We start from the raw sequence: 16,352 nt of genomic DNA on the forward strand, positions 1-16,352 counted from the left end.
TAAGCCGTATGCGTGCGCTGAGAACCGCCGCCTCGGGCATGGCCGCCCAGCAGCTGAACGTGGAGGTGATCTCCAACAACATCGCCAACATGAACACCATTGGCTTCAAGCGTCAGCGAGCCGAGTTCCAGGACCTGATGTACCAGAACGTCGAGCGGATGGGCGCACAGTCGTCCAATGCCGGGACCATCGTGCCGACCGGCATTCAGGTGGGGCTGGGCGTCAAGACGGGCAGCGTCTACCGCATCACCGAACAGGGCACGCCCAGCCGCACCGACAACACCTACGACGTCGCCATCGACGGTCGCGGCTATTTCCAGGTCACCCTGCCCTCGGGCGAGACCGCCTACACCCGCGCCGGGAACTTCTCGCTGAGCCCCGAAGGTCAGCTGGTCACCGACGACGGCTATCCGGTCGAGCCGGCCATCACCATCCCCCAGAACACGGTCGACGTGTCCATCTCCAAGACCGGCCAGGTCCAGGTGATCGTGGATGGCGAGACCGAGGCCCAAACGGTCGGCCAGCTCGAGATCGCCAACTTCTTCAACGAGGCGGGCCTGGAAGCAGTAGGCGACAACCTGCTGATGGAGACCGCCGCCTCGGGCCCGGCCTCCGTCGCCGCGCCCGGCGACCCCGGCTATGGGCAGCTTCTGCAGGGCTTCACCGAATCCTCGAACGTGGATGCGGTGTCCGAGATCAGCTCGCTGATCATCGCCCAGCGCGCCTATGAGATGAACTCCAAGGTCATCACCACCGCCGACGAAATGATGAGCGTCTCGGCCCAGGTGAAGAACTGATGCGCGCCCTCCGTAACCTCCGCAAGGCGACGCTGGCGGCAGCGGCCGCCCTGCTCGCCGTCTCCCCCGCCCTGGCGGATCCGGTCACGCTCAAGGTCAATCCGGTGGACGACGACGGCCGGGTCACTCTGGGCGACGTGTTCGACGACGCGGGCTCGGCGGCCAATGTCGTCATCGCCAGCCGCGCCGGCCCCTCGGTCGTGTTCGAGGCTGGTCAGCTTCAGGGCCTGGCCCTGCGTTCGGGCCTGCAATGGAATAACCCCCAGGGCCTGCGCCGCGTCGTGGTGCGCCAGGGTTCGGCCGCCCCCGCGACCGGCGGCAATGTCCAGACCGCGTCGGCAGCCCGCGCCGGCGCCACGGTCGAGGTCCTCACCTATGCCCGCAGCCTGAGCGCCGGCGACGTGGTCCAGCCCGAGGACGTCTCCTGGACCACGGTCCAATCACACCTGGCTGTCGGCGGCGCCCCCAGCGACGCCGAGCAGGTGATCGGCCTCAGCGCCCGCCGCGCCCTTCGCGCCGGTTCGCCCGTGGCCGTGCGCGACCTGACCTCGCCCCAGGTCATCGCCCGCAATGACATGGTCGAGGTCGCCTTCATCTCGGGCGGCGTGCGCCTGACCATCACCGGCCGCGCCACCCGCAACGCCGCCATGGGTGAGCCCGTGCCGGTGCTGAACCTGCAATCCAACCGCACCATCGACGCCGTCGCGACGGGTCCAGGCCAGGCCGTCACCGGCCCCGGCGCACAGATGGCCCGCGCCAATCCCACCCAGTTCGCCTCCCGCTGAGGAACAGAGCCATGATCCGCACCCTGAAGTTCGCCTCCGTCGCCGCCGCAGCCCTGACCTTGACCGCCTGCTCCACCGCAATGGAAGCGGTCCGTGGTCCCGAACTGGCGCCCATCGGCTATCCGGCTCAGTTGGCCCCCGTCAGCCAGCAATATGTCCACGCCAATGAGGCTCCGGCAGCCAGCGCCAACTCCCTGTGGCGCACGGGCGCCCGCACCTTCTTCGGCGACCAGCGCGCCCGCCGTGTCGGCGACATCCTGACCGTCAACATCGCCATCGATGACCGCGCCCAGACCCAGAACACTACCGCCCGCTCTCGCTCCAACAGCCTGTCGTCGGGGGTGAACAACTTCCTCGGCCTGGAAGGCCAGCTCGGCGACGCCTTCCCCAGCGGCTTCGATCCCTCGACCCTGGTCGGGATGTCGGGCCAGTTGGCGGCCAACGGCGCCGGATCGGTCAGCCGCTCGGAGAAGGTCAACCTGACCATCGCCGCCGTGGTCTCCGAAGTGCTGTCGAACGGCAATCTGGTGATCCAGGGTCGGCAGGAAGTGCGCACCAACCGCGAAGTGCGAGAACTAACCGTCGCCGGCATCGTCCGCCCCGAAGACATCACCGCCGCCAACACCATCAGCCACACCCAGATCGCCGAGGCTCGCATCAGCTACGGCGGCCGTGGCGACATCAGCCGCGTCCAGGCCACGCCGGCAGCTCAGAGCCTGGTGGAGCGCTTCAGCCCCTTCTAGCAGAGGGGCGCTGACGCTCACGACGCGGTCGCTTGCTGCTTGAGCGCAGTCCCGTTGAGGGCGCTCACCGAGTGCGAATTTCGCCACACCGGCGATATCGCGTTAACGAATGCCAAGCTGAGCCGTGAACCGGCTCCGTGATCTCGCGTTGATCCGACGAACGCGAGCCATTCCATGTTTAAGGTCCTTCTCCCCGCCGTCGCCGCCCTCGGTCTGGTCGCCTTTGCTGCCCAGACCAAGACGAGTTTCGACGACCTACCCATGGCTGGGGGCGAGATGGGCTGGCATCTGAGCCACGACGGGGCCATCGCCAAGCTGGCCTATGGTGTCGAAAACTCGGACCAATTGGCGTTGATGATGACCTGTATGCCGGGCGACGCCTCGGCGGTGGTCTATGGCGACGTCCAGCCTGCTGGCGGCCGCCTGATCCAGGCCTCGGTGGGGCCAGAACTGCTCGATCCCCTGTCGGGTGGTGAGGCCTTCGAAAGCCGAATTCCCCTTCAGGACGCCAGCCTGCGCAGCCTGGCCGAGCGCGGCCGCATGGATGTTCAGGGCGATGCAGGCAGCTTCCCGATCAAGGCGACCCGACAAGAACGTCGCGTCGTCAGTGAATTTCTGGCCTATTGCGGACAGGGCCGCGCCTGACCTTCGTTCAGAGCGGCATATCCAGCGGGGCTGAAGCATGACGATCCCGGCAATCGCCCTAGCGGCAAGCCTGCTGATGCAGTCGGCGCCTGCAGGTAGCGGCGCCGCCCCCGCCTGGATCTGGACCCTGTATGAAGGCGACGGCCCGCTGGTGTTCGCCAACGAAGTGCCGGACACCCCTCAGCTTAAGGCGACGTTTGACTGCGCGCCCGGGTCCGGCGTCGTCAGGGTCTCTGTCTATGGCGACGGCCTTGTCCAGGGGATCGCCACACTGACCAGCGGCGACAGCACAGCCATGACCGAAGCCACGGTCGGAACCGACAAGATTTCGGTCCCCGTCCGCACTGATCATCCCCTGTTCACCCAGATGATGGCCAATGGCGCATTGAAGATCGCCGTCGGGGACGCCGAACAGTCTGTCGAGGTGCAGCCGCCCTTCCAGACTGCCATGCGACGGTTCGGGGACCTGTGCGGCCGATAGACTGATGAGGGGGCGACAATGAACCACAACAGGCAAGGGACAGGACAGAAGGCGTTGCGCTGGCTGGCCGTGGCGTCTGTGGCGGCTATGGCGGCCGCCTGCGCATCGGTGGACGGCTCCCGTTCGACGACTGAAGCCTTGGCCGGCGCGCCCTCTCCCATCCCCGACTATGACTGGCACTACCACGTAGAAGGCGGCGAGGCCTCGCTGGTGTTTGGCATGGCCGAAAGCGACGATGTGATGATGGGCCTGTCCTGCCAGGCAGGCAGCGGCAAACTGGACCTGTTCGCCATCGTCGATGCGGCGGACGAGATCCATCTCGAATCCGGAGGCGACACCGAAAGGTTCAGCGCGGTGTCCGAACCTTCTGAACTGCACGGACGTATCCTCAACGCCCGCGCCGACACTGACGTGCCGGTATTCAAGCGCTTCCGCCGCCTGGGATGGATGGCGTCCCTGCACGACGGGCGGCGCGACCTCTATGTCGCCCACCCCGAAAGCGCGACCAACGTCGAACGCTTTTTCGCCGACTGCGGATAGAGGCCTGGTGAGGCCGGGCAAGATTTGCCCGGCCCTTTCCTAGGACTTCAGGCCTCGACGCCCACCCCGATGGGACAGACAACGCCCGTCCCGCCGATGCCGCAATAACCGGCCGGATTCTTGGCCAGATATCCCTGATGATAGCCCTCGGCGTAATAATAGGCGCCGGCCGGTGCGATCTCGGTGGAAATCTCGCCTCTGCCCGCCTTCGTCAAAGCCGACTGATAGGCGTCTCTCGACGCCTCGGCCTGGGCCTGCTGATCCGCGTCCAGATAATAGATGGCAGACCGATAGGTGGTGCCCACGTCATTGCCCTGGCGCATTCCCTGGGTCGGGTCATGCCCCTCCCAGAAGGTCTTCAGCAGTTCGGCATAGGAGATCTCGGCCGGATTGAAGACCACCTTCACCACCTCGGTCTGTCCCGTCAGGCCGGTGCAGGTCTCCTCATAGGTCGGATTGGGCGTGATCCCGCCGGAATAGCCGACCGAAGTCACCCAGACGCCCGGCAGTTGCCAGAACTTGCGCTCCACGCCCCAGAAACAGCCCATGCCGAAGATGGCTGTCTCGAAACCCTCGGGATAGGGCCCCTTCAGCGGGCGGCCGTTGACGAAGTGGACCTCGTCGGTCGCCAGAGGCGTGTCCCGGCCCGGCAGGGCGGTGTCGGCGGTGGGCATTTCAGCGGCCTTGCGGAACAGCATGGCGAACTCCTTTGTCGGATAAGCACAGAAAACGGCTTTTCACCCATATGGGATGCAATGCGGCGCTTGCCGAGGGGGTCATGCTGTTCTATCAGCCTCGCCTCGCGTCGGACGACCATCCGACGTCGCGAAGGTCCCCTAGCGGGAAGGTCGTGGAAAACGGACAGGTGGCGGAGTGGTCGATCGCGCACGCTTGGAAAGCGTGTGTAGGTGAAAGCCTACCGAGGGTTCGAATCCCTCTCTGTCCGCCATCCGCGTTGTTCTTAAACATTTTTTTCGGAAATTTTCTTCCTCACCCGCCATCCAACCCACCTGCGTATTTGCGCTTGGGGTTTGGCATTCAGCGCGTTTCAATCGGTTTCATGTGCTTGCAGCTTGGAAGCTATGCAGCCAGCAGCTGCTGACGAAGCCGACCCTCAGCCTCCATCTGAGTTCGATCGACCTGCAAACTGGCGCGATCAGATGGCGTGGCGGAGGCCACGACTCAGGTTGTCAGTTGAAACGGGTCGCTAGCGGCGCGGCCGCCGCGCTCGAGGTGCGCGAGGAACCGGCGCGGCGGCTTCACCGCCATGCGCACGCCGCCAAGCCTCGAACGCCTCCTTGGCCAAATTGTTGAGCATTTCTCCAAACGTTTCCGGGTCAGCGACGTAGAGGCAGTGACGTATCTCGGTGAAGGCGTTGAATGTGTTCCCCGCCGCCTCCGCCAAGAAATGATCTCGGTACCGTCGAACCAGTCCGACGTTTTCGCGAAGATCGTAGTTGAACTTGCTCCTACTGATGGCGGGCTCCAAACGGATGATCTCAGCTGTGAAGCCGTCAACCTTCTGCGGCTCGAAATCGAAATGAGGAAAGAAGTGGTGAGCGATCCGCCGGAACCGAAACGCGTTTAGAGGAGCGAGTTGACCAGGCTCGACCTCGCCCTCCCCTTGGCCTGGAACGTCGCCTGGATCCGCCTCGATCTGTTCGTCGGCGGCGTTGCCTTCGATCGCCGCCTTGGCGATTTCGGCGAGCGTTTCATCGCGCACGTAGCGAAACTCCCGGTCGGCCAATTCGAACAGCGCTGCGAGGGTGTTGACGCCCGGCTGAAAGGGACGTGCGTCCACAGAGTGGCGTATCCAGCCCACGAATGTCGGGGCAGGCTTCAAGGTCTCGCCCAACGTTCAAACCCTGATCCTTGGCTATGAGCCATCGCGCGATGTGTTCGCCGGGTTTGATCTCTCGACGCATCTTGGGCTGTTGGGAGCGTCGCCCTCGATTCAGATCGCGGAGAGCGCGCTGGATGCAGCCGCTGAACAAGGCCTTGGACCGCATAAAAAAGCGAGCAAGGAGATTGTCTTCGGCATCGGCCCTGACCTGCTCAGTACCTATGTCCGACAGGCGGCGGTCTTACACAAGTCAGGGGCAGTCGCCGCAGATCTGAGTCTCTTGGTTAACATCGCCGCTACGCCGGATTTGATCACTCCCGCCGACATTGATGCGGGTGCCTCGCCTAAACGTCGACAGGTGCTGCAAACCATCCTGCGAACCTTAAGGGACAGCCGCTTCCGCACCAAGGTTTTGAATGCCTACGGGCTTCGCTGCGGTTTCTGTGGTCTGCAACTGGACTTGCTAGACGCCGCTCACGTGCTGCCCGTAAGTGAGCCGCTGAGCACCGACTTGGTGACAAACGGTGTCGCAATGTGCGTCCTGCATCATCGGGCCTACGACCGAGGCTTGATCACTTTCGACACCGGCTTTGCGACGCACCACTCCAGCGACCAACTCGGTCAACTCGCCGCAGATGGTCGTGACGGCGGTCAAGGCGCATTTCTCTCCGCCTTGGCTTCAAAACTGCTCGGTCCTGTAAGGGGAGCCCACTGGCCCGACCCAGGTTTGGTGAAGGTGGCCAACATTCATAGGGGCTGGCTGCTGAGTTAATGGCGTCAGTTGCGGACGCAGCTGCGGATAGCTCATGCGACCGGGCTGTGAATCGTGATAGATGGTGCGTTCGTCTTCTGTTCTTAAGGTTAGCTTTATGGCGCGTACCCGCGGCATTCCTGTCATCGATCTATTCGCCGGAGCTGGCGGGCTCGGCATTGGCGCTGGTCAGGCAGGGTGTGATGTTAGGGCGTCCGTGGAGTTGGACCAGCACGCCTGCGATACACTACGTTTGAACCGGGCCACGCACGGCGAGGTCGTGCAGGCGGATGTGTCGACCCTTTCTGGCGACGGTTTAAGGGAGGCGGGCGGGCTCAGTCCATCGGACCCCCTGATCGTGGTGGGCGGCGCGCCGTGCCAGCCGTTTTCCAAGGCCGCCTACTGGGTCGAGACTGGCGAGGAGTCGCGGTATCGTCGCGCGCGCGCGGCAGGGGAGGTGTTGGTTCGCCCGGCGGCTCCCACCCAGGCGCGGCCAGATGAGCGCCGCACCCTGGTCGAGGAGTTCTGGCGTCTGATCTATGAATCAAATGCGGACGGCTTCGTCTTCGAGAACGTCCCCTCCATCCGACACCCGAGAAACAAGCCCGTTCTCGATGGCTTTCGCCAAGCCGCCTTGGACGCGGGCTATGAAGTAACCGAGACCTTGGGCAATGCGGCGCGCTTCGGCGTGGCTCAGACCCGTGAACGCGTCTTCCTGCTCGGCTCGCGCAAACGCAAACCCGTTGCGCCCCTTCCGACGCATCTAGTAGGTAGAGAGGTCTCGGAGGGCTTGAAGCCGACGGTCACGGCGCGGGAAGCCCTTCACGGTTTGGATGGGGCTGACTTCTTTGAGCCGGAAGAGGTCGTTTCGGGTCGCTGGGCCGAACACCTCAGAACGGTCCCGCCAGGCTCCAACTACAAGGCGCACACCTCTTGGGCGGGTCATCCCGAGCCGTCGTTCGTGACCGAGACCCGGTTCTGGAATTTCCTTCTGAAGCTTGATCCCGAACGCCCGTCTTGGACGATTGCCGCCTCGCCCGGGCCGTGGACGGGACCTTTCCACTGGGACACGCGGCGGCTGCGCACTGTTGAAATGGCGGCGTTGCAGGGCTTCCCCAGGGGATACCAGCTGTCCGGGCCTCGGCGTGAGCGCGTGCGTCAAATCGGCAATGCGGTCCCTCCGCCGATGGCGGCTGCAATGGCGCGCTCTGTACTCGAGGCCGTAGCGTGAGCGCGTTGCGCAGCCTGAGCCTTTTCACCGGTTGCGGAGGGTTGGATCTGGGCCTGCACTCTGCGGGCTTTAGGACCGTTCTGACGACCGACGCTGAGCCGCTTTGCGAGAAGACCTTGGCCGCCAACTTTCCGGGCGTTCCCTTCGCTTTGGGCCGGATCGGCGATCTGACCCGGGCCGACCTCGTCGCCGCGGCTGGCGGAAATATAGGGGAGTTGGACCTGATCGCAGGTGGCCCCCCGTGCCCCCCCTTCTCAAAGAGCCGCTTCTATCGACAGGACATGCCGCGGGCCCTTGAGGACCCCAATGGCTGGGAAACCGTCGATGGCTTTCTGCGGACGCTTGAGTGGTTTCGGCCGCGCACCTTCCTGATGGAGAACGTGAAGGGCCTCGCCTACACGGTGCACCGCGACGCCTTGGACACAATCATCACCCGCGCCGAAGCTCTCGGCTACACAGTGACGTGGGGAGTTTTGAACGCCGCGGATTTCGGCGTGCCTCAGATCCGTGAGCGGTGCTTCGTCCTGGGTTCTCTTGAGGGCAAGATTACTCTGCCGTCGCCAACCCATTCAAAGGACAGGCAAGGCGGCTTGGCACCTTGGAAAACAGCAGGCGACGTCTTGTCTGACCTGGACACCGAGGAGGCGGCATCGGACATCGGTCACTTCGCCGGCGGCCAACACAATGACCTTCTCAAAGAAGTGCCGCCTGGAGACAACTACCTTTATTTCACGGAGAAGCGGGGGCATCCGGTGCCCCGCTTCAAGTGGCGTGGCCGCTACTGGTCGTTCCTCTTGAAGCTGAGTCCCGACATGCCCTCCTGGACCATCCAAGCGCGGCGATCCAACAATATGGGCCCCTTTCATTGGCGCAATCGCATCTTGCGGATCGAGGAGATCAAGCGGCTTCAGACCTTCCCTGATGATTTCGTTCTAGCGGGAACAACCGAACAGCAGTGGCGTCAGATCGGAAATGCGGTCCCGCCCCAGCTCTCTCAGGCCGTCGGGCGAGTCCTGGCGGAACATCTCGGGTCGAGACTGGAGGCGGCGGCATGAGCCGACTTCCGTCGTTTAATGACTTCTCGCCGGGACTGATCGGCGATGTCCGCGCGCCCTTAAAAACGATCAAACGGCTCGCGCCCGACTGGACGGCAATCGTCCGGAGTTGGGCCAACGACTATTTCGGCGGTTCGATCGACAACAAGCGCGCTAGCACCAACGTTCCCGCCACCCTGACCAGTCTGGGCCTGTTCGATCGCAAGACGATGTCGTTGACGCAGGCGGGGGAAACCATAGCCGCAGCAGCCAGCCCACAAGAAGCGGCTCAGGCCCTCGCAGCGCACGTCGTCTCGACCGGCAACGGCATTTTACTCATCGAGGCGGTTCGCGCCCTGAACCTCAAAGCCGAGAAGGTCTCCAAGGACAGCCTAAAGGGCGAATTGACGCTTCTCGGCGTGGAGCTTTCCGCCGCCACGACCGACCACACCACACTCCTGAACTGGATGGTTCAGGCCGGGCTGTTCGAGGACCGCCGGCAGAATTTCCGACCGAACGACGAAGTGCTGAAATCGGTTCTGGGCATCTCAGCCTCGGAGCGAGGCGAACTGACCTCCTTGCCCTTGGATCAGAGCATCTTCCTTCAGATCTTGCGCCGGCTGTCCGAAGTGGAGCCGGCTGGCTCGCCCACCAAAGTGATCACCGACGAATGCCTCGCCGACCACTCGGCCCACTTCGACGAGGATCAACTCAGCCGAAAAGTCATCCGGCCGTTGGCGGAAGCCGGCTGGATCGAGAGCACACAGCGATCTGGCGGTCGGGGAGCAAAGAGCGGGTGGGTTCAGGCCACGCCAAAGTTGATGGACCTTCCGATCGACGCTGTCACCCCAGACTTCAACCAGGTCATTCCCGCCGATCTCCGAGGCAAGATCAGTCTGCCGCGCAGCGAGATCAAACGGCTCTTGGTAAGCGAAAGCGCCAACGACAGGGGGCTCGGACTGGAGTTATTGGCGCTTCGGATGATGATCGATCTAGGCCTGCAGCCCCGGTCTTTCCGTCAACGCAGCAAGGACACCGCTTATGCGGAGGTCGATCTTACAGCCGAAGGCCGCAGGCTCCTGTTCTCGCGGTGGCAGGTGCAGTGCAAGTGCGTGAAAAGTCGCGTCAGTCTGGGTGACGTCGCCAAGGAAGTCGGGCTGGCCATTTTCAGCAAATCCCATGTCGTGGCGGTGGTCACCACCTCGGATTTCTCGCGCGAGGCCAAGGCCTATGCGCGGCAGGTTACGGCAGACACCCACCTGCAGTTCGTGCTGCTGAACGGCGAGGCCGTAAACGGATATCTGGATGGAGGGGCCGCCGCCCTACAGGCGTTTGTTGCCGAAAACGCTTCGCAGGTCATGGTTCAGAAGCGAGGTCAGCCGATCACCCCTTCGGACGATTGAACTTTACGCTAGACCCACCGCTAAGGCCCTGCCGACAGGCGCGCACACGCTTCAGCGGACGACCCGATGTCGACAAGCCCATCGCACCGGGTTTGAACCGTGATGCTCACTACCTCCGGCGCCGCCACGCCGCCCACAGCGGGAACAGCCTCGATCGAGAAGAGCTTGAGGCTGTCACACGCCAAGGCGGCGTCGAAGCGGTAGTCGTCGTCTTCCTCAATGAGCGAGCCGGCGGTGGCCAAGGTGATGGCCCGAACGAGGTGTCGGAGTTCTGGATCTAGGAGATGATCCTCGATGTCAGCCAAGAGATCGAGGACGCTGACCCCTTGAGGGTCGCGGCGCACAACAAGCGAGGCCACCCAGACATCCAGCCCCTCGGGCGGCCGCAGTTGGTTCCAGGAGTAGGTGTGCACCCGAGAGAAATCCCGGCAACTCTTCACCTCCAGGGCGAACCCACACGCTAGAAAATCAAACGCCTCACTGGGATCGGGACGCCACCGGCGGATCAATAGATCCGGATCTCCGAGTTCGCGGATGACGACGAGTTCGGCCCAAAGACCCTGCAGGCGTTTGCGGCCGTCCTGCTCGGCGCGACTGAGAAGCGTCGCGAGTTGATGAAGCCAGGTCACCAGGTCGTTGGCGCTCGGGCAAGGCCCAAACGCAACGATGGCGTCGGCGTAAAGACGAACGAAAAGGTCGATCAACGCGTCCTGGGTCGTACGGCAGACGATGAGACTTCCCGTCGTCTCACGTTCACCGCCGCCAGGGTGGCGCAGACGACATCGGACGCCTTGTCGGATCTCCAGGCTTTTAAGCCGATAGTCGACCACGCCCCCTGGCGCTTCGACAAAGGCGCAGAAGAAGCCCTCTGGCGTTCGCCCCAGATGATAGACGGGCATCTCGTCAAGACTGAAGGCGATGATCGTCCCCTGCTCCGGGAGGAGTTCTTGGAGCAGGTCCGCCCTTAGTGAGCGCAGCGCCTCGGACACTATCAGTCCTCCGGCTGAAACACGCCGTCACGCCGATAGCGATCGGGCACATTGACCGCAACAACATCCACGGCGGGCTGCCCTTGCGTCTTGAGCTTGAGGCGGTGGACCTGGATGGTGAAGCGTTGCTTGGTCTTGAGTTCCCGGTCTCCGGGGTAGGTGGATTTGGGGTTGGCGCCCTGGAACGTGTTTTCGATCGCGCCATCGGCCCTGATCGCCCGCTCCCGGCGGTCACCGCCGCTCATCACATAGACGTCGCCGAGCAAGGGCAGTTGGCCGCTTTCACGGGCATCGAGCGCTGCACGGATCTGCAGCAGCATGAGCGTGTAGTCGAAGACATCGTCTTCATCGTCCAGCCGCAACGGGACGAGCAGCTCCTCGTAAATCTCGTCGAGCGACAGGGCCTTCGCAACCTTGTGGCGCTGCACGCCTGTCCAGCCATGTTCGATGGCCTCAGGATCGTCCGTCAGGCGGCCATCGATCTTGGCAAGAAATGCGTCAACGACAGCCGTGTTGTCTTTGGGCGAAGGTCCTGGGTAGCGGTTCCACACCCAGTCCTTAGCGCGCCCCCGCATCGTATCCAGAGCCATGACGGAGCGGCGGGTTGGTCTGAGGCTGCTGTCGAGGAAAAAGAGCCGGCGCCATTCACTCAGCGGTCGGTCACCATGGGCGGCAAGTGCTCCGCGGACGCTGTCTTCGTGTTCCACATAGGCGGTGAAGGCGTCTGAGACGGCAGCGTCTACAAAGATCCGGATGAGGCCCACATACCCGCGCTTGTACCCGAAGAAGCGCGCACGCTGTTGGATCGTGTCGGCCGTCCCCGTCCCCGCGCCTCGAGGCATGTAGGTCACCGTCAAACCTTCGACTGTGAACCCCCGATCCAGACCGGCGCCGCCGACCAGGATAAAGGCGTAGCTGTCGGACCATGGAAATTTTGGAATGCGGCCGCGCGAAGCGTTGACCACCCGGACCATCGTGTCTTCAAGCGCGTAACTGAGTTCGCCCCAAAGATCTTCGAAGGGCGGTAGTTCGGCCGTTTTGACCAGATCTTCATAGGACGCTTTAAAGTCACGACGCAGGTCGCGCTGGTCCGGCGAACCTTCGTCCCGCAGCACGGTCTCCCAGTTTTGTTTCACGCTGCGCGCCCAGGTCGCATATGCCTCATGCATCGATGTGAGATGCGAGGGATGCACCATCATGGTCCGATTACCCTCTCGACCCTCGATGACGCCGGCGGCGACCCCAAGGAAAAACGTGCGCATGGCGCATTCGAGCGAGGCCGGCGGACCGTCGTTGGGGTCGTGCGCGCCCGGCAACTCAGCGGCGGGGATTGTGGAGATGTAGGGGGAGTTGCGCTTGAAGAGATGTTGTCCGCCGACGTAGCCGGCGCCGGGCTCGAGGAGGCGCTGGAACTCCGGGGACAGTGCGTCGATCCGACTGATGAGCAGGGGCGCTTGCGGCGTCGCTGTATACTGCAGATAGGTATGGCTCGGGATTACGCTGCGCAGATTCAGGATCGCTGCATAGGTCGCGCTCTCATCGTTTTGCCGATGCTTGGTGTTCAGACCCGCCTGATCTCCCTCATCATCGATCAGTATTGCGGACGTCTTGCTTAGATCGCACGCCGCGAGAAGAGCTCGCAAGTCATCGAGCCGGGAGGCGTTTTTCATGACCACTATCATCAACGTCCGGCAGCGTTCCTTCTGAGGGAAGCGATCCCAGAGCGCCAGAGCGCTCTTCACACTCTCCTTTTCCGTGGCTTCGGGTCTGGGATTGACCAGGGTGCGCCAAAACTTGCCGCGTTCGCCGAGGATCCCGAGATCCCCTTTCAACCGCTCATCGTTCTGATCGAGCAGATTGGTCTTCGTTCCGGCCAGGACGATCACGAGCCGGTAGCCGTTGTCACGCGCCAAGGCGGTGACCATTGTGAAGGACAGGGTTTTGCCGCTTTGGACGTAGCCGATCACAAGACCCGTACGCTGCTCGGCGACAGCGGTGGGCGGAAGGCAGCGTGCGATGATCTCCAGATTTTCCTCGAGTACCTTTTGTTGGGCTGCGTCATCGAAGTGTTTGCGCTCTAGGAGCGAAGTCGCTTCGATGCCTGCAACGGGGTTCCACAACCGTCCTTCGACCGTGTTCGGAGCAATCAAAATCGTCGTCGGCTGGCTCATTCGTCTTCTCATCTAGGGCCTAGTTGGCCAGGTTCAGTCTGAGGAGTTCGTTCAGGGCCGTCCGCACCCGACCGGCCATCTTGGCTCCGCCGTCTCGCGCCAGGGTTTCGGAAAGCGCCAAGGCGATCGCGAGACGCGCCAAGCCTTGGATCTGCAGTTCGTCGGCACCCGTGAAGTAACGCTGACTGAACGGATGCAGCATGGCGAGACGAACGCCCAGTTTACGAACGCCTCCGCTTGCTTCGGTCGCGTGATCGCTGATACGAAACCAGTCGCACGTCGGGTCTTTGTAATCGAGCGTCAGACTCACCTCCCAGCGACCGCCGCCCACATCGACATCGAAGCGCTGAGAGACGTCATCCTCTTTCGCACGCATAGTCTTTTGCGGCGGCTCCGAAAGCCGCTCCTCGTTGACGAGGGCTTGGATCTTTTCGAGCTTAACCGACAGAGACTCTGGTTGAACCTCCAACTCTAGCTGGGCCAGCGCCTTTTGGGCGACCGGTCTGTTGGCCTTGGCGGCATCAGTCGAACGCCAGTTGTAAGCCTGATCAAGGATGGGCGCTTCGGCTGTGTTGATGGCGGCCTTCAACTTGGCGACAAACTCATCCTCGGCCTCGTCCCAGCGGATACCGTCTTTGGTATGACTGACCTTGAACCCGATGAGGTTGATTTCGCCGAACACGCGTTGATAAGCGTAGGAGTTGGCGGCTCCAAAAATCTCCGGCGGCCGATAGGTTTCGTCCGCGCTCCCCTCGATCAATCGATCTCGCCTGAGAAGGGCCAAGCCCGCACGGGCGGTCGAACCTCTCGCCCGTATGGCCACGAACCCCTTGGCCCGACGACCACCTGAGAGGGCGATGTCCACCTCGTGTCGCCATTGGCGCGGCTCGCCGGACTTTTTCTTGAAGTGTGGAGCGACCAGGATCTCCGGATCGTCGTAGAGGAGGGGTTCGCCATTGAGCCGCAGCTCCAAATCCCCACGGCGGGTAAAGCAGCGATAGATGCTCGAAAGGTGATCGCGAATTTTACCGATGGTTTTGGTCTGAGGCATCTTGCGAACCTCATCCAGAATGATCTCGGTGTAGTGGAGGTCGGCGTCGACCTTGCGGCTTTCCACTTCCAGTTCTTCGATCGTGTCGCGAACGATCCGATCGATATCGAACCGGATTGTTCGTTCGACAGGCTCTCCGAGCGCCGAAGTCCTGACCGACCACCGCGGCGCGAACCACGCCGCTGCGCTTTTCATCCCCATGCCGAACTCTGACAGGCCGCTCGCGTCAGGCGGTGCCTCGGCAGGTCGGAACGCGCGGGGGAAGGCGGAAGCGTCGATTCCTCCGGCATTGTCGCGAATGGTGATCCGTTGCGCCCCGGGATCGATATCGATGTCGATCGACAGCGAAAAGCGAGATCCTTCGATTTTCCTCAGCGCGGGTCGGAGCGCAGTGTAGCTCTGCAGCGCATTGTCGACGAACTCGGCGAGGGCGTACCAAGGTTTGTAGTTCAGGTGCGGCAGGACAGACAGGATACTGACGCCGGGGCGAATATTGACGAAGGTGACCATTAGAGAACCGCCGACTGTCGAGAAGATTGAAGCCAAGCCGTGCTCAGTAGGTTGAGAGCGACCTGTTCGGCGACGCCTGCGTTTACAGCGTTTCCGAGCGCACGATTTGCTGCGTCGTGAGACGCAGGAAGCCCAGTCAATTCACCGAGGTCCTGGAGCCGGGCGCGCTCCCGGATTGTCAAATAACGCCTCTCCCAGCCGATGATCGGGACTTGCGACGACGAGGCGGCAACGAGTGTCGGAGCGCTCTCCGCAGCCTTCGCCCTCACGCCTGAGCCCCGCAATTGAATGACGGCGTCCTCCAACGAACGGCCCTCGAAGTTCCATTCGAACTTCTGCAGACTGTGCTCGAACGGTCGGAGGCGGGGCATCCAGGGATCGATCCAGTCCCGGTTCTGCTCGTAAAGATCCCGGTTGGACTGGATGAATTTGATCTTCCAATCCGGGAATGCTTTGGCGGATCGCGCATAGGGTGGCAGGCGATCGGCCAGTACCGCGTCATCGGATGAGGCCAGGCTTTGGCCGAAAGCGCCTGTGTAGGTGCGAAGAGCCTCGCTCGGCACGCCAAGGGGGCCCGTCGTGGCGAACGGATAAGTCGCCCCGAATTCCGCCGCCCAGATGGGAAACCAGGGTTTACGGCGATCCTTGGGGTAGGCGTCGAGGAAAGATTGCCAGACGTCCAGCGCGGCATCGACCTGTGGAGAGACACGACGCGCCTCCGGCGGGTGGCACTCTAGAAAATCACGTAGAACCGGCCGGTTCTGAACTTGGGCAGGCCAGTTGAATGTTTCCAACCCAGACCGCGCCCCGACAATAAACAACCGCTCGCGGATCTGGGGAAAGCCGAGTTCGTCGGCCGAAAGCACGCGCGCGTCGATCGTATAGCCGGCGTGACGGAGTTCTCGGCTCAGCCAGCGCCAACTGCGCTCCTGATCGTGTTTAAGAAAGTTCGGAACATTCTCAAGGATGAAGAACGGGGGGCGGCGGCGTCGGAGCCAATGGATAATTAGGCCGGCCAGATCGCCATTCTGATCGCAATCGAAGCCCTCCTGGCGGCCGGCTTTGGAGAACGGTTGGCAGGGAAAGCCAGCGCACAACACGTCGAACTCCGGAACCTGCGCAAGATCGATCTCCCGGATGTCACCAGCCGCCTTCAATCCGAAATTTCGCTCGTAAAGGCCTCGCAACTGCGGGTCGATCTCGCTGGCGAAAACACACTTGTGCCCCAGTCGCGACAAGGCGACGTGAAAGCCGCCGAGACCAGCGAACAAATCGATGAAGCGCAATGCGTGCAGACTCAGCCCCCCCAATCTCACCATAGCATCGGAAGGAGTTCCCGCCAGAGAAGAACGGTTCCCTGTCCTCACACGCATGGATT

General features: G+C 62.6%; 16 protein-coding genes and 1 tRNA gene. 11 read left to right on the forward strand and 6 right to left on the reverse strand.

Annotation, left to right across the window (positions count from 1 at the left end; genetic code table 11):
• Positions 1–8: 8 nt before the first annotated feature.
• The 6 genes from flgG (at position 9) to ACO05L_RS12180 (ending at position 3,991) form a co-directional block, all read left to right on the forward strand.
• A complete protein-coding gene (flgG, locus tag ACO05L_RS12155) occupies positions 9–797 on the forward strand; it encodes a flagellar basal-body rod protein FlgG (protein ID WP_421729427.1) in 789 nt (262 codons plus the stop codon).
• Positions 797–1,582, forward strand: coding sequence for a flagellar basal body P-ring formation chaperone FlgA (flgA, locus tag ACO05L_RS12160; protein ID WP_421729428.1), 786 nt, complete (start codon positions 797–799; stop codon positions 1,580–1,582). The genes flgG and flgA overlap by 1 nt, the downstream gene beginning before the upstream one ends.
• Before the next feature lie 11 nt (positions 1,583–1,593).
• On the forward strand, positions 1,594–2,325 hold the full coding sequence (gene flgH / locus ACO05L_RS12165) for a flagellar basal body L-ring protein FlgH (protein WP_421729429.1): 732 nt from the start codon (positions 1,594–1,596) through the stop codon (positions 2,323–2,325).
• A gap of 174 nt (positions 2,326–2,499) precedes the next feature.
• Positions 2,500–2,970: a hypothetical protein gene (locus tag ACO05L_RS12170; protein WP_421729430.1), complete on the forward strand. Its 471-nt coding sequence runs from the start codon at positions 2,500–2,502 to the stop codon at positions 2,968–2,970.
• A gap of 37 nt (positions 2,971–3,007) precedes the next feature.
• Complete coding sequence (locus ACO05L_RS12175; RefSeq protein ID WP_421729431.1) at positions 3,008–3,451, forward strand: hypothetical protein; 444 nt, start codon at positions 3,008–3,010, stop codon at positions 3,449–3,451.
• Positions 3,452–3,469: 18 nt separating this feature from the next.
• Positions 3,470–3,991: a hypothetical protein gene (locus ACO05L_RS12180; RefSeq protein WP_421729432.1), complete on the forward strand. Its 522-nt coding sequence runs from the start codon at positions 3,470–3,472 to the stop codon at positions 3,989–3,991.
• Between the two features lie 47 nt (positions 3,992–4,038).
• On the opposite strand, the gene msrA is transcribed toward ACO05L_RS12180, so the two are convergent.
• On the reverse strand, positions 4,039–4,689 hold the full coding sequence (gene msrA / locus ACO05L_RS12185) for a peptide-methionine (S)-S-oxide reductase MsrA (RefSeq protein WP_421729433.1): 651 nt from the start codon (positions 4,687–4,689) through the stop codon (positions 4,039–4,041).
• Positions 4,690–4,850: 161 nt separating this feature from the next.
• On the opposite strand from msrA, the gene ACO05L_RS12190 reads away from it, so the two are divergent.
• A tRNA-Ser gene (locus ACO05L_RS12190) sits at positions 4,851–4,940 on the forward strand.
• A 258-nt stretch (positions 4,941–5,198) separates the two neighbouring features.
• On the opposite strand, the gene ACO05L_RS12195 is transcribed toward ACO05L_RS12190, so the two are convergent.
• Positions 5,199–5,792, reverse strand: coding sequence for a hypothetical protein (locus ACO05L_RS12195; RefSeq protein ID WP_421729434.1), 594 nt, complete (start codon positions 5,790–5,792; stop codon positions 5,199–5,201).
• Positions 5,793–5,802: 10 nt separating this feature from the next.
• Here ACO05L_RS12195 and ACO05L_RS12200 point away from each other — a divergent pair, with 10 nt between their 5' ends.
• The 4 genes from ACO05L_RS12200 (at position 5,803) to ACO05L_RS12215 (ending at position 10,253) form a co-directional block, all read left to right on the forward strand.
• The gene (locus ACO05L_RS12200; protein WP_421731689.1) at positions 5,803–6,606 is read left to right on the forward strand and encodes an HNH endonuclease; all 804 of its coding nucleotides are present in this window, start codon (positions 5,803–5,805) and stop codon (positions 6,604–6,606) included.
• Between the two features lie 97 nt (positions 6,607–6,703).
• A complete protein-coding gene (locus ACO05L_RS12205) occupies positions 6,704–7,816 on the forward strand; it encodes a DNA cytosine methyltransferase (RefSeq protein WP_421729435.1) in 1,113 nt (370 codons plus the stop codon).
• Positions 7,813–8,871, forward strand: a complete 1,059-nt coding sequence (locus tag ACO05L_RS12210; protein ID WP_421729436.1) for a DNA cytosine methyltransferase — start codon at positions 7,813–7,815, stop codon at positions 8,869–8,871. Before ACO05L_RS12205 ends, ACO05L_RS12210 begins: the two co-directional genes overlap by 4 nt.
• Positions 8,868–10,253, forward strand: a complete 1,386-nt coding sequence (locus ACO05L_RS12215; RefSeq protein WP_421729437.1) for a restriction endonuclease — start codon at positions 8,868–8,870, stop codon at positions 10,251–10,253. Before ACO05L_RS12210 ends, ACO05L_RS12215 begins: the two co-directional genes overlap by 4 nt.
• Positions 10,254–10,273: 20 nt before the next feature.
• Here the strand turns inward: ACO05L_RS12215 and ACO05L_RS12220 are convergent, their stop codons facing one another.
• From ACO05L_RS12220 to ACO05L_RS12235, 4 genes are read right to left on the reverse strand one after another with little or no spacing between them, the layout of a single operon-like run.
• Positions 10,274–11,242 carry a PD-(D/E)XK motif protein gene (locus ACO05L_RS12220; protein WP_421729438.1) on the reverse strand — a complete coding sequence of 323 codons (969 nt, stop codon included), beginning with the start codon at positions 11,240–11,242 and terminating at the stop codon, positions 10,274–10,276.
• Between the two features lie 2 nt (positions 11,243–11,244).
• On the reverse strand, positions 11,245–13,413 hold the full coding sequence (locus ACO05L_RS12225) for a Z1 domain-containing protein (RefSeq protein ID WP_421729439.1): 2,169 nt from the start codon (positions 13,411–13,413) through the stop codon (positions 11,245–11,247).
• Between the two features lie 19 nt (positions 13,414–13,432).
• Entirely contained in the window at positions 13,433–15,010 is a 1,578-nt protein-coding gene (locus ACO05L_RS12230) for an ATP-binding protein (RefSeq protein WP_421729440.1), read from the reverse strand.
• Positions 14,974–16,260 (reverse strand): DNA cytosine methyltransferase, encoded by a 1,287-nt coding sequence (locus ACO05L_RS12235; protein WP_421729441.1) that lies wholly within the window; start codon positions 16,258–16,260, stop codon positions 14,974–14,976. Before ACO05L_RS12235 ends, ACO05L_RS12230 begins: the two co-directional genes overlap by 37 nt.
• Positions 16,261–16,352 lie beyond the last annotated feature (92 nt).

It is taken from the genome of Brevundimonas sp. (genome assembly GCF_965227765.1).
GTDB lineage: Bacteria > Pseudomonadota > Alphaproteobacteria > Caulobacterales > Caulobacteraceae > Brevundimonas.

Excerpts from the sequence above, each read along its gene's own strand:
- ACO05L_RS12175 (WP_421729431.1), top strand. The coding sequence starts at position 3,008 with ATGACGATCCCGGCAATCGCCCTAGCGGCAAGCCTGCTGATGCAGTCG.
- msrA (WP_421729433.1), bottom strand. The coding sequence starts at position 4,689 with ATGCTGTTCCGCAAGGCCGCTGAAATGCCCACCGCCGACACCGCCCTG.
- flgA (WP_421729428.1), top strand. The coding sequence starts at position 797 with ATGCGCGCCCTCCGTAACCTCCGCAAGGCGACGCTGGCGGCAGCGGCC.
- ACO05L_RS12180 (WP_421729432.1), top strand. The coding sequence starts at position 3,470 with ATGAACCACAACAGGCAAGGGACAGGACAGAAGGCGTTGCGCTGGCTG.
- ACO05L_RS12205 (WP_421729435.1), top strand. The coding sequence starts at position 6,704 with ATGGCGCGTACCCGCGGCATTCCTGTCATCGATCTATTCGCCGGAGCT.
- flgG (WP_421729427.1), top strand. The coding sequence starts at position 9 with ATGCGTGCGCTGAGAACCGCCGCCTCGGGCATGGCCGCCCAGCAGCTG.
- ACO05L_RS12225 (WP_421729439.1), bottom strand. The coding sequence starts at position 13,413 with ATGAGCCAGCCGACGACGATTTTGATTGCTCCGAACACGGTCGAAGGA.
- ACO05L_RS12170 (WP_421729430.1), top strand. The coding sequence starts at position 2,500 with ATGTTTAAGGTCCTTCTCCCCGCCGTCGCCGCCCTCGGTCTGGTCGCC.
- ACO05L_RS12215 (WP_421729437.1), top strand. The coding sequence starts at position 8,868 with ATGAGCCGACTTCCGTCGTTTAATGACTTCTCGCCGGGACTGATCGGC.
- flgH (WP_421729429.1), top strand. The coding sequence starts at position 1,594 with ATGATCCGCACCCTGAAGTTCGCCTCCGTCGCCGCCGCAGCCCTGACC.